Genomic DNA, 14,518 nt, shown 5'->3' on the forward strand with positions numbered 1-14,518 from the left:
AGCTGCGCGCAGGTGCAGTGGACGCGTCCGAACGTAAGAGGGCAGGTTGGTCCGGGGGGAGCAGCCGCGGACGGCGGCCGAGCGGGAAGGGGAACCGCGGATGACCGACCAGCCGGGCGATCTCGGCCGTGTCTGGAACCGGGTCATCGCTGATCTGTCGGGTTCCTCGGCGGAATCCGGTGCTCCCGCCCTGTCCCCCCAGCAGCGCGCCTTCCTCCGGCTCACCCGGCCGCTCGGGCTGCTCGACGGCACCGCGTTGCTCGCCGCACCCTCCGAGTTCGCCAAGGACGCCATCGAGCGCATCCTGCGCCGGCCGATCAGTGACGCGCTGGGCAGGCATCTCGGGGTCTCGGTCAACCTGGCCGTCGTCGTCGACGCCTCCGCCGCCTCCGGTGGCACCGAGGTGCCCGACCCGCCCGGGTTCGGCCTCGCGCGGAGCGGATCGGCCGGGGACAGCGCCCGGGACACCGGTGTCGCGGACCGGCCGGCCCGGCAGCTCGGTGAGCCAGCCGCCGTACCCACCGACGAGTCGGAGACCGGCGCCTCCGTGGCCGCCGAGCCCGCCGTCGGTGAACCGGCCGCCGAGCCCGTCGCACGCAACCACCCGAATCCCGCTGAGCCGGCGCCGGTGTCGCCCGGCGGCTGGGCACCGCAGGCCACCCAGCCCGACCCACCGGCCCGGGACACCGGCGGTGGCACGGCATGGCCCGCCTATACCGCCCCGCAGGCGGGCGACCCGGTCGCGCCGCGCTCGCAGACCCGGCTCAACGAGCGGTACACCTTCGACACGTTCGTCATCGGCGCGTCGAACAGGTTCAGCCACGCGGCCGCGGTCGCGGTCTCGGAGGCGCCGGCGCGGGCGTACAACCCGTTGTTCATCTGGGGCGAGTCCGGGCTGGGCAAGACCCACCTGCTGCACGCCGTCGGGCACTACGCCCAGCGGCTGTTCCCGGGGATGCGGGTCCGGTACGTCAGTACCGAGGAGTTCACGAACGACTTCATCAACTCCCTGCGCGACGACCGCAAGGTCGCCTTCCAGCGTCGCTACCGCGACGTCGACGTCCTGCTGGTCGACGACATCCAGTTCCTGGAGGGCAAGGAGGGGACGCAGGAGGAGTTCTTCCACACCTTCAACACCCTCCACAACGCGAACAAGCAGATCGTCGTCTCCTCCGACCGGCCGCCGAAGCGCCTCGAGACGCTCGAGGACCGGATGCGCACCCGGTTCGAGTGGGGGCTGATCACCGACATCCAGCCGCCCGAGCTGGAGACGCGGATCGCGATCCTCCGCAAGAAGGCCGCGCAGGACCGGCTCGCCGTCCCCGGCGAGGTGCTGGAGTTCATCGCGGAGCGGATCGAGCGCAACATCCGTGAGCTCGAGGGCGCGCTGATCCGGGTCACGGCGTTCGCGTCGCTGAACCGGCAGGCCGTCGACACCCAGCTCGCCGAGATCGTGCTGCGCGACCTGATCCCGGACTCCGCGGCCTCGGAGATCACCGCGCCGACGATCATGGCGGTGACCGCCGAGTTCTTCGGCCTCACGCTCGACGAGCTGTCCGGCCCGGGCAAGACGAAGGCACTCGCGCAGGCCCGGCAGATCGCGATGTATCTGTGTCGCGAGCTGACCGACCTGTCGCTGCCCCGGATCGGGCAGACCTTCGGCGGCCGGGACCACACGACCGTCATGCACGCCGACAAGAAGATCCGCAACGAGATCTCGCTCCGGCGGAAGACCTTCGAACAGGTGCAGGAGCTGACCGCGCGGATCAAGCTGCGCGCCCGGCACTGACTCCGCGCCACTCCCGCCGCACTGCTCCCGCTCCCTCCGCGCCCCGGTCCGGCCGCGCCCGGTCTCGAACACATGCGCCGCTGCGGGGGAGTCCGCCGCCGCGAGGCGGCGCGGTCGCTGTAGCTGTTGCGGTCGCCGCGGGCGGCGCAGTTGTTGCGGGGTGGTGCAGTCGTGCCGGCGGTGCAGTCGTGCCAGCGGTGCAGTCGTGCCGGACGGCGCCGTCCTGCCGGACCGGCACAGTCGTTGTCGGCCGGCGCGGTCGTCCCTGTCGTTGTGGGTCGTCGCGGTCCGGTGCGGTCCAGGCGTGACGGTCGCGGTGAGGCGGCGCGCGCCCACGCGGTCGTCAGCCCGGTGTCGTCGCGGTCCGGTGCGGTGCGGGCGTCGCGGTCGCCCTGGGGCGGTGCGCCCACGCGGCCATCGGGACCCGATGTTGCCCCGGTTCGGCCGCCTCGTCTGGTTCGGCGGTCACGTCCGGCGGAGTGGTGTATGAGATCGACTCCGCGTGATCTTGGTTCGGGATTCTAGGCGGTTATTGCCTCGGTTGTCATGAGTGCCTCGCTGCCGGTCGGTGCGGCTTCGGTGGTGACGATGCGGATGCGTGAGCGGGCCAGTAGATCGAGGCCCATGTAGCGGCGGTTCTCGGTCCACTCATCACTCTGTTCGGCCAGGACGGCGCCGACGAGGCGGATCAGGGAGTCGCGGCCGGGGAAGATCCCGACCACGTCGGTGCGACGGCGGATCTCCTTGTTCAGCCGCTCTTGAGGGTTGTTCGACCAGATCTGGCGCCAGACCTCGCGCGGATATGCGGTGAACGCCAGCAGCTCATCGCGGGCGTTGTCGAGGTGCTTGGCTGCGTCGGGCCAGCGCGCGGTGAGAGTGTCGACCACGCGTCCGTACTGGGCTGTGACGGCGTCGGCGTCGGGCTGGTCGAAGATCGTGCGCACCTGCGTAGCGACATGCGGCTGCGCCGACTTCGGAACACGGGAGAGCAGGTTACGCAGGTAGTGGGTGCGACACCGCTGCCACGCCGCACCCGGCAACGCCGAGGCGATCGCCGCCACCAAGCCGGGATGGGCGTCGGAGATGACGAGCTGGACCCCGGACAGGCCGCGGGCGACCAGACCGCGCAGGAACGCCAACCAGCCCGCTCCGTCCTCGCTGGAGGCCACATCCAGGCCGAGGATCTCGCGGTGCCCGTCGGCGTTCACCCCGGTCGCGAGCAGCGCGTGCAAGTTGACCACCCGGCCGTCTTCGCGGACCTTCACCGTGAGCGCGTCGACCCACACGAACGTGTACGGGCCCTGGTCGAGCGGGCGCTCGCGGAACGCGGCGACCTGCCCGTCGAGGTGCGTGGCCATCTCGCTGACCTGCGAACGCGACAGCGACTTCACCCCGAGTTGTTCGGCCAGCTTCTCCACCCGCCGGGTGGAGACACCGAGTAGGTAGGCCGTGGCCACGACGGTGACCAGGGCCTGCTCGGCGCGGCGGCGGTGGGTCAGCAGCCAGTCCGGGAAATAGGAGCCCTGGCGCAGCTTCGGCACCGCCAACTCGATCGTGCCCGCTCGGGTGTCCCACTCCCGGGCCCGGTAGCCGTTGCGCTGGTTCGTCCGCTCGCTGCTGCGCTCGCCATAGCCGGCCCCGCACTGCTGATCGGCCTGCGACGACATCAACGCGTTCGCCATCGTCGCGATCATCGTCTGCAACAGATCCGGCGACACACCCGCCGAGGCGAGCTCCTCGACAAGCTGGGCAGGGTCCACACTGTGTGGTGCGGCCATCGTGGTGGTCCTTCCTGGAGTTCCTTGGTCGGTACTCGAGAAAGATCACGCGGTGGCCGTCTCACGTCACGACGCCACGCCGCTCACCAGCGACGAACCCGTACACCACCTCCGCGGACGTAACCGGTTCGGCGCAGCCCCGTTGCGGCCGCCCTGCCGGATCGTCGCTCTGCCGGATCGTCGGAGTCGGGCCGGGCGTCGAGTTCGGGACTCGGGGTCGAGTCCGGAAGCACGCGGTCCGGGAGTCCACAACCGGGGAGCCCGGGGGTCGGAGCGTCGGGCGTCGGGCGTCGGGCGTCGGGACGGTCAACGCACCGCCGACACCGCCCGGAACTCCCGTCCGGACGCCCATCCGGACGCCCGGCGACAGAGTTGTCCACCGCCCGAGGCCTCGATCCACAGCGCCCCGGACCAGCTCCGGCGCTCTGAGGGCCGGTCACCGGCCGCGCCGGGACCGATTCCGTCGCACCCACACGGTTACCGGCCCTCAGATGCTCTCTGCGGCGCGTTCGCGACCGGCCCGGGATGATCAGGTACCTCGGCGACGGCATGTTCCGGCGTCCGGCCCGGCTGCACGGCGATCCCGATCGGGTTCGGCGTGCCGACACCGGCGTGTCGCTCCCGGAGCTTCCGTTCGCCGTCCGGTAATGGGCACTGGGCGCACCGCCACCCGAGCAGGTGATCATCCATGCCGGCCCGGTCGTCACCCTCCGTCGACCGGATTGTGGCGCATGAGGCGAATGTGGGTTCAGGGCGCAACGCCAGGGTGCCGTTCGTCGTGCGGTCCCCATCACCCTCGGTCCACGATCCAGCACGTTTCCACCCACATCTGGGGACAACTCTGTGGATGGATCGCGCCGAGCCCGTGGACGGATGGCCCACGATCCGTGGACAACTCCCCCTCGAACCCGGGATGGATCGGGGACGGACGGGGGAGCGGGCCACCCGTCCACCGCCGCGGCGACCTGTCAACGGGTGCCCCCACCGCCGCGTCCCCAGTCGACGCGGCCTGCTGACCAGCCTCGATACAGTCCATCCACACTGTGCACAGGACTTACTACTACGACTGTTCTTCTCTCCTTCTTCTCTACTACTCAAGAAGAGGTGTGTGGAGGAAACACGGATGGGGTCCCTCCACCGACACAGCCGGTCGTCGACGTCCGTCCGGTCACCGCCGGGGCGGCGTGGAAACTGTCGGTGGGAGGCTCTACCGTGAGCGTCCCGGCGAACCCCGGATCCCGATCTCGCAGCAGCCGCCTCCCGGCGGCAGGACACGACCGCCGCGAGAGAGGGCACCGGTTCGCCGACGCACCGCCGTCCCGTCGGCGGTCCGGGCCCGGACGGGCCACGGGCCGAGGCGCTACCGGGGAAGGTCCTTGATGAAGTTCCGGGTCGAACGCGACGTCCTTGCGGACGCGGCTGCCTGGGTGGCCCGCAGCCTTCCGGCGCGCCCGCCGGTGCCCGTGCTCGGCGGAGTCCTCATCCAGTCCGACGGCGAGGCCGGCGAACGGCTGACGGTCTCCGGCTTCGACTACGAGACCTCGGCCCGGGTCGAGCTCGATGCGACCGTCGGCGAGCCCGGCCGCATGCTGGTCTCCGGGCGGCTGCTGGCCGACATCACCCGGGCGCTGCCGTCCAAGCCGGTCGACCTGGTGGTCGACGGGTCGCGCGCCACGATCAACTGCGGCAACAGCCGGTTCAGCCTCCCGACGATGCCGGTCGAGGACTACCCGCAGCTGCCCGAGATGCCGCAGAAGGCGGGCTCCGTCGCGGCCGATGCGCTCGCCGCTGCCGTCGCCCAGGTGGCCGTCGCGTCCGGCCGGGACGACACGCTCCCGATGCTGACCGGTGTCCGGCTCGAGATCGAGGGATCCCAGCTGACCCTGGCGGCCACCGACCGGTTCCGGCTCGCCGTCCGCGAGCTCGAGTGGGTCCCGGAAGACGCGTCGATCTCGACCGCCGTGCTCATCCCGGCGAAGACGCTCGCCGAGGTCGCCAAGACGCTCGCGGGCTCCGGCACCGTCGAGATCTCGCTGTCCGCCGGCGACGGCATGCTGGGCCTGACCGGCGGTGGCCGACGTTCCACCAGCCGGCTGCTCGACGCCGAGTTCCCGCGGTTCCGCCAGCTGATCCCGGCCGAGCACACGACCGCCGTCGAGCTCGACGTGGCGCTGCTGGTCGAGGCGATCAAACGCGTCTCGCTGGTCGCCGACCGGGTCGCCCAGATCCGGCTGGAGTTCGGCGAGGACGGTCTGCGCCTGGCCGCCGGCGGCGACGACGTCGGCTCCGCCGAGGAGGAGCTCCCCTGCGCGCTGGACGGCAACCCGCTGACCATCGCCTTCAACCCGGGCTACCTGCTCGACTCGCTCGGCGCGCTGCACACCGACCGTGCGCAGCTGACCTTCACCACGCCGAACCGGCCGGCGCTCGTCCGGCCGGTGCCGAAGCCCGCCACCGACGACGCCGAGGAGGCGCCGTCGCCGGAGAAGTCCGGATACCTGCACCTGCTGATGCCGGTCCGGCTCCCGGGCTGAGCCGGCCGCGATCCGCCTCCCGGCCCCGCCGGTGCACGACCGGGGCGGAGAGGGAAGACTTGCTGCCGGCGTGATCGACGCCGCCCGCCGGTCCCACGACGCGGACGGCGGCACGGACGGAGGGGGCACTCGCTGTGCAGATCGGTCTGATCGGGCTCGGCCGCATGGGCGGCAACATGCGGGAACGGCTCCGCGCCGCCGGCCACGAAGTGATCGGTTTCGACCCTCGCCCCGAGGTCAGCGACGTCGGCTCGCTGGCCGATCTCGCGGCTGCCCTCGAGGCGCCGCGGACGGTGTGGGTCATGGTGCCCTCCGGTGAGCCCACCCGGAACACGATCGCCACCCTCGCCACCGTGCTGGAGTCCGGCGACCTGGTCATCGAGGGCGGCAACTCCCGCTACACCGACGACCGGCCGAACGCCGCACTGCTCGCCGAGCACGGCGTCGGCTACATCGACTGCGGTGTCTCCGGCGGAATCTGGGGCAAGGACAACGGCTACGGCCTGATGGCCGGCGGCGAGGACGAGCACATCGCCCGCGCCATGCCGATCTTCGACGCGCTCCGGCCGGAGGGTGCGCGGGAGGAGGGCTTCGCGCACGCCGGCCCGGTCGGCGCCGGCCACTTCTCCAAGATGGTGCACAACGGCATCGAGTACGGCCTCATGCAGGCCTACGCCGAGGGCTTCGAGCTGATGCAGGCCAGCGAGCTGATCACCGACGTCCCCGGGGTGATCCAGGCCTGGTCGCGCGGGACCGTGGTGCGCTCCTGGCTGCTGGACCTACTGGTCGCCGCGCTCAAGGACGATCCCGACCTGGACGAGCTCGAGGCGTGGGTCGACGACTCCGGCGAGGGCCGGTGGACGATCGAGGAGGCCATCGATCACGCCGTGCCGCTGCCGGTGATCTCCGCCGCGCTGTTCGCCCGGTTCTCCTCCCGGCAGGACGAGTCGCCGGCGATGAAGGCGGTGGCCGCGCTGCGTCAGCAGTTCGGCGGGCACGCCGTGAAGAGGTCCGGCCCGGCCGGGGCACCCGGTGACAAGGCTGGTCCGGCGTCCGGGGCGGGAGGCTGACCGCTCGGTGTACCTCAGGCGGTTCTCGGTCACCGACTTCCGGTCCTGGCCGGAGGCCGAGCTGGAGCTCGACCCCGGCGTCACGGTGCTGGTCGGGTCGAACGGAGCGGGAAAGACGAACCTGGTCGAGGGCGTCGGATATCTCGCCTCGCTCGGGTCGCACCGGGTCACCTCCGATGTCCCGTTGATCCGGCGCGGCGCCGAACAGGCCGTCCTCCGTGGCGAAGTGCACCATCACGGTCGCAAGCTCGGCGTCGAGCTGGAGATCAACTCCGGTAAGCAGAACCGGGCCAGGGTGAACCGGTCCCCGGTGTCCCGCCCGCGTGACGTCCTGGGGATCCTGCGCAGCGTGCTGTTCGCGCCGGAGGATCTGGCGCTGGTCCGCGGCGACCCCTCGGAACGACGGCGTTTCCTCGACGAGCTGCTGGTCGCGCGATTCCCCCGGTTCGCAGGCGTCCGCTCGGACTACGACAAGGTGCTGCGCCAGCGATCCGCGCTGCTCAAGTCGGCGAAGCCGGCCCTGCGGGCCGGGCCCCGGGGGCGGCCACGGCCGCGGGCCGACACGCCGGCGGCCGAGGACCTGCCCGACGATCTGACCACCCTCGAGGTCTGGGACGGGCATCTCGCCCGCACCGGGGCCGCGCTGCTCGCCGGGCGCCGCGAGCTGGTCGTCGCACTCGCCCCGTACGCCAGGGAGGCCTTCGCGCAGATCGCGCCGTCGTCGGACCTGATCGGGCTGGACTACCGGTCCAGCCTCGGCACCGACGGGGTGGCGGACCTGCCGTCGTCGACCGACGAGCTGGAGGCACTGTTGCTCGCCCGGCTCGCCGACGTCCGGCGCCAGGAGATCGAGCGCGGGGTGTGCCTGGTCGGCCCGCACCGCGACGAGCTGGAGCTCGCGCTCGGAGAGGGCCCGGCGAAGGGGTACGCCAGCCACGGCGAGTCGTGGGCGTTCGCGCTGGCCCTGCGGCTGGCGTCGTACCGTCTGCTGCACGCCGACGACGTCGAACCGGTCCTGGTGCTCGACGACGTGTTCGCCGAGCTCGACGCCACCCGCCGGCGGGCGTTGGCCGGGCTGGTCTCGGGGGCCGAGCAGGTACTGGTGACGGCGGCCGTCGCCGAGGACGTCCCGCGCGAGCTGGACGGTGTCCGGTTCCACGTCGGGGACCGCCGGGTCGTCCGGGAGGGCGCCGCATCGGCCGCGGCGCCCACCGAGACATCCAGCGTGGCGTCCACCGAGGCACCGACCGAGGCAGCCGCAGAGGCGTGCGCAGAGACATCCGCAGAGACGTCGCTCGAAACAGCCACCGAAGCACCCGCTGAGGCACCGACCGGAGCAGCCACCGGGACGCCGGCCGAAGCGTCCGCAGCGGTGTCGACCGGAGCAGCCACCGGGGCATCGACCGGCGCGGAGCCGGACGAGGGAGTGGCGTGACCGTTGCAGCGACTCACCGTCGCAGAGATCTCGACCGCATCACAGCGACCTGGGGACAAGCCTGTGGATTCTGTGGATAACTCCGGAGGTACGGGGAACGGCCGCCGCCGAGGAACCGGGAACCCCCGGACACGGCGTCGTGACGGGGGAGCGAACGGCGCTCGTCCTGGGGATGGACGGCCGGGCGATGATCCGGTCACCGATCACGGCCCGGTCACGGGCGGCGGAGTGCCGGGCGAACAGGGTGATCTCCTGGCGGGAGAGCGGGCCGGTCTGCGCGGCGCCGATCTCGCCCGGGACGCACTGCGTGCGGCGCGGGAGGCAACGGCGCGCAAGGCGGACGAGCGGGCCGAGGAGGCCCGTCCGAAGCTGCGGGTGGTGTCCGGGCGGGGCAGGCGCCGGCGCTGGTCCGGATCCGGGCCCGACGATCGGGACCCGCAGCCGTTCGGCCGGGTGGTGTCCCGGGTCTCGATGGACCGGGGCTGGTCGTCCCGGCTCACCGACGCCACCGTCCTCGGGCGCTGGCCGCAGCTGGTCGGCTCGGACGTCGCCGACCACTGCATCCCGGTGTCGCTGCGCGACGGCGAGCTGACGTTGCAGGCCGAGTCGACCGCCTGGGCCACCCAGCTGCGGACGCTGCAGCGGCAGCTGCTGACCAGGTTGTCGGCGGCGGTGGGCCCGGACGTCGTGCGGCGGATCCGGGTGGTCGGCCCCAGCGGCCCCAGCTGGCGGCACGGACCACGGCACGTGCGCGGCCGCGGCCCCCGTGACACCTACGGCTGACGGTCGCCCGGCACCGCGGCCGTCACATCCACCCGGAGTCACGAGAACAGCCGTGCGGCCCACGAAAGGTCCGTGCGCTGCGCGGGATCGGTGACCCGGTGTCGCGGACGGTTCGCACCGCCCGGCCCGGACGCCTCGTGCGCGTGACGGCGCCCTGCCTGCCGCAGGGGCGCGAAACAGGTCGGAATACGCGTGCGCCGGGCCGCGCGGCTCACGTCGCCGGTGAGCGCGAGATGACACGTCCGCGGCACCGTTCGGCCCCGGGTCCGCACGGAACATCCCGCAGCGAGAGCCGTTCGCCCGTCTGTGACGCTTCTAGGCGGGTCCTGACCGCCTTTCTGTCGGTGCTGACGGGTAGACTTGTGAGGTGTTCCCGGGTGGCTCCCCTGACATGAACAGAGCGCCCGTTCGGTGGAACCGGATCGACGGTCGTCGCGTCTCTGCGGCGTCTGCGGATCGTCGGCGGTTCACGTGGCGAGGAGAACCAGCTACTCGTGGCTCAGGACAAGGCAGCGAAGAACGCCTACGGCGCGTCGTCCATCACGGTCCTCAAGGGGCTGGAGGCGGTCCGCAAGCGGCCCGGCATGTACATCGGTTCCACCGGTGAGCGGGGCCTGCACCACCTGATCTGGGAGGTGGTGGACAACTCGGTCGACGAGGCCATGGCCGGTCACGCCACGAAGGTCGTGGTGACCCTGCAGGCCGACGGCGGCGTCCGGGTGGAGGACGACGGTCGTGGCATCCCGGTCGAGATGCACCCGGCGGAGAAGAAGCCGACCATCGAGGTCGTGCTGACCAGCCTGCACGCAGGCGGCAAGTTCGACGACAAATCCTACGCGGTCTCCGGCGGTCTGCACGGCGTCGGCGTGTCGGTCGTGAACGCGCTGTCCACCGCGCTCGACGTCGAGGTCCGCAAGGACGGCGTGATCTGGAAGCAGCACTACGACCACGCGAAGCCCGGCGAGCTGATCGAGGCCGGCACCACGAAGAAGTCCGACACCGGCACCACGATCACCTACTGGGCCGATCCGACGATCTTCGAGACGACCAGCTACACGCTGGAGACGATCCGGCGCCGGCTGCAGGAGCAGACGTTCCTCAACAAGGGCCTGACGATGGTCCTGCGCGACGAGCGCCGCCCGGAGCGGTCGAGCGAGCTGCCGTCGAGCGACGCGGTCGACGAGGACGGCAACCCGGTCGAGGCCGCGCCGGTGGTCGACACCGACGAGGAGCCGGACGCCGAGGGCTACGTCGCGAAGCCCAAGGAGTACGTCTTCCACTACCCGAACGGGCTCGAGGACTTCGTCGCGCACCTGAACAAGTCCAAGGACCCGATCCACCGCAAGATCGTCGCCTACACCGGCGAGGGCCCCGGCCACCAGGTCGAGGTCGCGATGCAGTGGAACTCCGGCTACTCCGAGTCGGTCTACACGTTCGCGAACACGATCAACACGCACGAGGGCGGCACCCACGAGGAGGGCTTCCGGCACGCGCTCACCGCGACCGTCAACCGGTACGCCCGCGACAAGAAGCTGATCAAGGAGAAGGACCCGGCGCTGTCCGGGGACGACATCCGCGAGGGCCTCGCCGCGATCGTCTCGGTCAAGATCTCCGAGCCGCAGTTCGAGGGCCAGACGAAGACCAAGCTCGGCAACACCGAGGTCAAGTCGTTCGTCCAGCGGGTGTCCAACGAGTGGCTCGCCGACTGGTTCGAGCGCAACCCCAACGAGGCGAAGACGATCGTCAACAAGGCGGTCTCCTCGGCGCAGGCCCGGCTCGCCGCGCGCCGCGCCCGCGAGCTGGTCCGCCGCAAGAGCGCCGGCGACATCGGCGGCCTGCCCGGCAAGCTGTCCGACTGCCGGTCCCGGGACCCGGAGAGCTGCGAGCTCTACATCGTGGAGGGCGACTCCGCCGGCGGCTCGGCAAAGGCCGGCCGCGACTCGATGCACCAGGCGATCCTGCCGATCCGCGGCAAGATCATCAACGTCGAGAAGGCGCGGATCGACCGGGTCCTCAAGAACACCGAGGTCCAGTCGATCATCACCGCGATGGGCACCGGCATCCACGACGACTTCGATCTCGCGAAGCTGCGGTACCACAAGCTGGTGCTGATGGCCGACGCCGACGTCGACGGCCAGCACATCCGGACGCTGCTGCTCACACTGCTGTTCCGGTTCATGCGCCCGCTGATCGAGAACGGTCACGTCTTCCTGGCGGCACCGCCGCTCTACAAGATCAAGTGGGGTGGCCGGGGCAGCGAGCCGGAGTACGCCTACTCCGACCGCGAGCGGGACGGCCTGATCGAGGCCGGCCGGGCCGCGGGCAAGAAGCTGCCCAAGGAAGAGGGCGTGCAGCGCTACAAGGGCCTCGGCGAGATGAACGCCAAGGAGCTGTGGGAGACCACGATGGACCCGTCCAACCGGCTCCTCTACCAGGTCAGCCTGGACGACGCCGCGACTGCCGACGAGCTGTTCTCGGTGCTGATGGGCGAGGACGTCGAGTCCCGCCGGTCCTTCATCACCCGCAACGCCAAGGACGTGCGCTTCCTGGACGTCTGATCACACATCTGATCCAGACGGACGTATGAACTCACAGGAGACTTCGTGACGGACACGATCGATCCCGCGGCCCCCGCCGCGGGCGGCGGAGAGGGTGGGGGCCGGGTCGAACCGGTCGACATCCAGCAGGAGATGCAGCGCTCCTACATCGACTACGCGATGAGCGTGATCGTCGGGCGTGCGCTGCCGCTGGTGGAGGACGGCCTCAAGCCGGTCCACCGCCGCGTCCTCTACTCGATGGGGGAGAACGGCTTCCGCCCCGAACGGTCGTACGTCAAGTGCGCCCGCGTCGTCGGCGACGTGATGGGTAACTACCACCCGCACGGTGACTCGGCGATCTACGACGCCCTCGTCCGGATGGCCCAGCCATGGTCGATGCGCTACCCGTTGATCTCCGGGCAGGGCAACTTCGGCTCCCGCGGCAACGACCCGGCCGCGGCCATGCGGTACACCGAGTGCCGGCTCTCGCCGCTGGCGATGGCGATGTTGCAGGACATCGACGAGGACACCGTCGACTTCCTCGACAACTACGACGGCAAGACCCAGGAACCGGTCGTCCTGCCGTCCCGGGTGCCGAACCTGCTGATCAACGGCAGCTCCGGCATCGCGGTCGGGATGGCGACGAACATCCCGCCGCACAACCTGCGCGAGGTCGGGGACGGCGTCGTCTGGGCGCTGGAGAACCCGGACGCCACCGACGACGAGCTGCTCGATGCGCTCATGGAGCGCATCAAGGGGCCGGACTTCCCGACCCACGGCCTGATCGTCGGCCGGGACGGCATCGAGTCGGCCTACCGGACCGGCCGCGGCTCCATCCGGATGCGCGCGGTCGTCGAGGTCGAGGAGGACACGAAGGGCCGGACCACGCTGGTGGTCACCGAGCTGCCCTACGTGGTGAACCCGGACAACCTCATCGAGTCGATCGCGACCATGGTCCGCGACGGCAAGATCGCCGGGATCTCCGAGGTCGTCGACGAGTCGAGTGACCGGATCGGCATGCGGATCGTCATCACGCTCAAGCGCGATGCGGTCGCCAAGGTCGTGCTGAACAACCTCTACAAGCACACCCAGCTGCAGCACAGCTTCGGTGTGAACATGCTGTCGATCGTCGACGGCGTGCCGCGCACGCTGCGCCTGGACCAGGTCGTCCGGCACTACGTGCGGCACCAGATCGAGGTCATCGTCCGGCGGACGCGCTACCGGCTGCGCAAGGCCGAGGAGCGGGCCCACATCCTGCGTGGTCTGGTCAAGGCGCTCGACGCCCTCGACGAGGTCATCGCGCTGATCCGGGCGTCGGCCACGGTCGACGTCGCCCGCGCCGGCCTGATCGACCTGCTCGACGTCGACGACATCCAGGCCCAGGCCATCCTGGACATGCAGCTGCGCCGGCTCGCCGCACTGGAGCGGCAGAAGATCGTCGACGAGCTCGCCGAGATCGAGCTCGAGATCGCCGACTACCAGGACATCCTGGCCCGGCCGGAGCGGCAGCGCGCGATCGTCCGTGACGAGCTGATCGAGATCGTCGAGAAGCACGGCGACGACCGCCGGACCCGGATCGTCGGCTACGACGGCGACGTCACCGACGAGGACCTGATCGCGGTCGAGGACGTCGTCGTCACGATCACCCGGACCGGCTACGCGAAGCGCACGAAGACCGACCTCTACCGGGCGCAGAAGCGCGGCGGCAAGGGCGTGCAGGGTGCGGCGCTGAAGCAGGACGACATCGTCGCCCACTTCTTCGTCTGCTCCACGCACGACTGGATGCTGTTCTTCACCAACCGCGGGCGGGTCTACCGGCTCAAGGCCTACGAGCTGCCCGAGGCCAACCGGACGGCCCGCGGTCAGCACCTGGCGAACCTCCTGGCTCTGCAGCCGGAGGAGGAGATCGCCCAGGTCATGCAGATCAAGGACTACCAGGCGCGGCCGTATCTCGTCCTGGCGACGCGAAACGGCCTGGTGAAGAAGTCGCGGCTCACCGACTTCGACTCCAACCGCACCGGCGGCCTGATCGGCATCAACCTGCGCGACGACGACGAGCTGGTCGGCGCCGTGCTCTGCTCCCCCGACGACGACCTGCTGCTCGTCTCCGCGGAGGGGCAGTCGATCCGGTTCACCGCCACCGACGACGCGCTGCGCCCGATGGGCCGGGCGACGTCCGGCGTGCTGGGCATGCGCTTCAACAGCGGTGACCAGCTGCTCGCACTCGGCGTGATCCGCCCGGACACCTTCCTACTGGTCGCCACCACCGGCGGCTACGCGAAGCGCACTCCGATCGAGGACTATCCGGTCCAGGGTCGTGGCGGGAAGGGAGTGTTGACGCTCCAGTACGACCGTCGCCGTGGCACGCTGGTCGGTGCACTCATCGTCGGGATCGACGACGAGCTGTACGCGATCACCTCCACCGGCGGGGTCATCCGGACCTCGGCCCGCGAGGTGCGGAAGGCCGGCCGGCAGACGAAGGGAGTCCGCCTGATGAACCTGGGCGAGAGCTCCACGCTGCTGGCGGTCGCCCGCAACGCGGAGGAGACCGAGGAGGACCCGGGCCAGCAGGCGTAGGCGGATCGCGGTGGC

Annotated in this window: 7 protein-coding genes and 1 pseudogene; 7 read left to right on the forward strand and 1 reads right to left on the reverse strand. The window is 70.8% G+C overall.

Annotated elements, in window-relative coordinates:
- The first annotated feature begins 100 nt into the window (after positions 1-100).
- The gene (gene dnaA, locus Pdca_RS00005) at positions 101-1,789 is read left to right on the forward strand and encodes a chromosomal replication initiator protein DnaA (RefSeq protein ID WP_085915073.1); all 1,689 of its coding nucleotides are present in this window, start codon (positions 101-103) and stop codon (positions 1,787-1,789) included.
- Positions 1,790-2,310: 521 nt separating this feature from the next.
- On the opposite strand, the gene Pdca_RS00010 is transcribed toward dnaA, so the two are convergent.
- Positions 2,311-3,567: an IS256 family transposase gene (locus Pdca_RS00010; protein ID WP_125911181.1), complete on the reverse strand. Its 1,257-nt coding sequence runs from the start codon at positions 3,565-3,567 to the stop codon at positions 2,311-2,313.
- Positions 3,568-4,946: 1,379 nt separating this feature from the next.
- On the opposite strand from Pdca_RS00010, the gene dnaN reads away from it, so the two are divergent.
- From dnaN to gyrA, 6 genes and pseudogenes are all read left to right on the forward strand, one after another.
- Positions 4,947-6,101 carry a DNA polymerase III subunit beta gene (gene dnaN, locus Pdca_RS00015; protein WP_085914065.1) on the forward strand — a complete coding sequence of 385 codons (1,155 nt, stop codon included), beginning with the start codon at positions 4,947-4,949 and terminating at the stop codon, positions 6,099-6,101.
- A gap of 134 nt (positions 6,102-6,235) precedes the next feature.
- Positions 6,236-7,171, forward strand: coding sequence for a phosphogluconate dehydrogenase (NAD(+)-dependent, decarboxylating) (gnd, locus tag Pdca_RS00020; protein WP_085914066.1), 936 nt, complete (start codon positions 6,236-6,238; stop codon positions 7,169-7,171).
- Positions 7,172-7,178: 7 nt separating this feature from the next.
- Positions 7,179-8,354: pseudogene (recF, locus tag Pdca_RS00025) on the forward strand (DNA replication/repair protein RecF); the annotation flags it as partial.
- A 480-nt stretch (positions 8,355-8,834) separates the two neighbouring features.
- Positions 8,835-9,389, forward strand: a complete 555-nt coding sequence (locus tag Pdca_RS00030) for a DciA family protein (protein WP_197719879.1) — start codon at positions 8,835-8,837, stop codon at positions 9,387-9,389.
- 494 nt (positions 9,390-9,883) lie between these two features.
- Entirely contained in the window at positions 9,884-11,947 is a 2,064-nt protein-coding gene (gyrB, locus tag Pdca_RS00035; RefSeq protein ID WP_085914067.1) for a DNA topoisomerase (ATP-hydrolyzing) subunit B, read from the forward strand.
- A 45-nt stretch (positions 11,948-11,992) separates the two neighbouring features.
- On the forward strand, positions 11,993-14,503 hold the full coding sequence (gyrA, locus tag Pdca_RS00040; protein ID WP_085914068.1) for a DNA gyrase subunit A: 2,511 nt from the start codon (positions 11,993-11,995) through the stop codon (positions 14,501-14,503).
- The last annotated feature ends 15 nt before the right edge of the window (positions 14,504-14,518 follow it).

The sequence above is a fragment of the Pseudonocardia autotrophica genome, assembly GCF_003945385.1.
GTDB classification, from domain to species: domain Bacteria; phylum Actinomycetota; class Actinomycetes; order Mycobacteriales; family Pseudonocardiaceae; genus Pseudonocardia; species Pseudonocardia autotrophica.

Excerpts from the sequence above, each read along its gene's own strand:
- dnaA (WP_085915073.1), top strand. The coding sequence starts at position 101 with ATGACCGACCAGCCGGGCGATCTCGGCCGTGTCTGGAACCGGGTCATC.
- Pdca_RS00010 (WP_125911181.1), bottom strand. The coding sequence starts at position 3,567 with ATGGCCGCACCACACAGTGTGGACCCTGCCCAGCTTGTCGAGGAGCTC.
- dnaN (WP_085914065.1), top strand. The coding sequence starts at position 4,947 with ATGAAGTTCCGGGTCGAACGCGACGTCCTTGCGGACGCGGCTGCCTGG.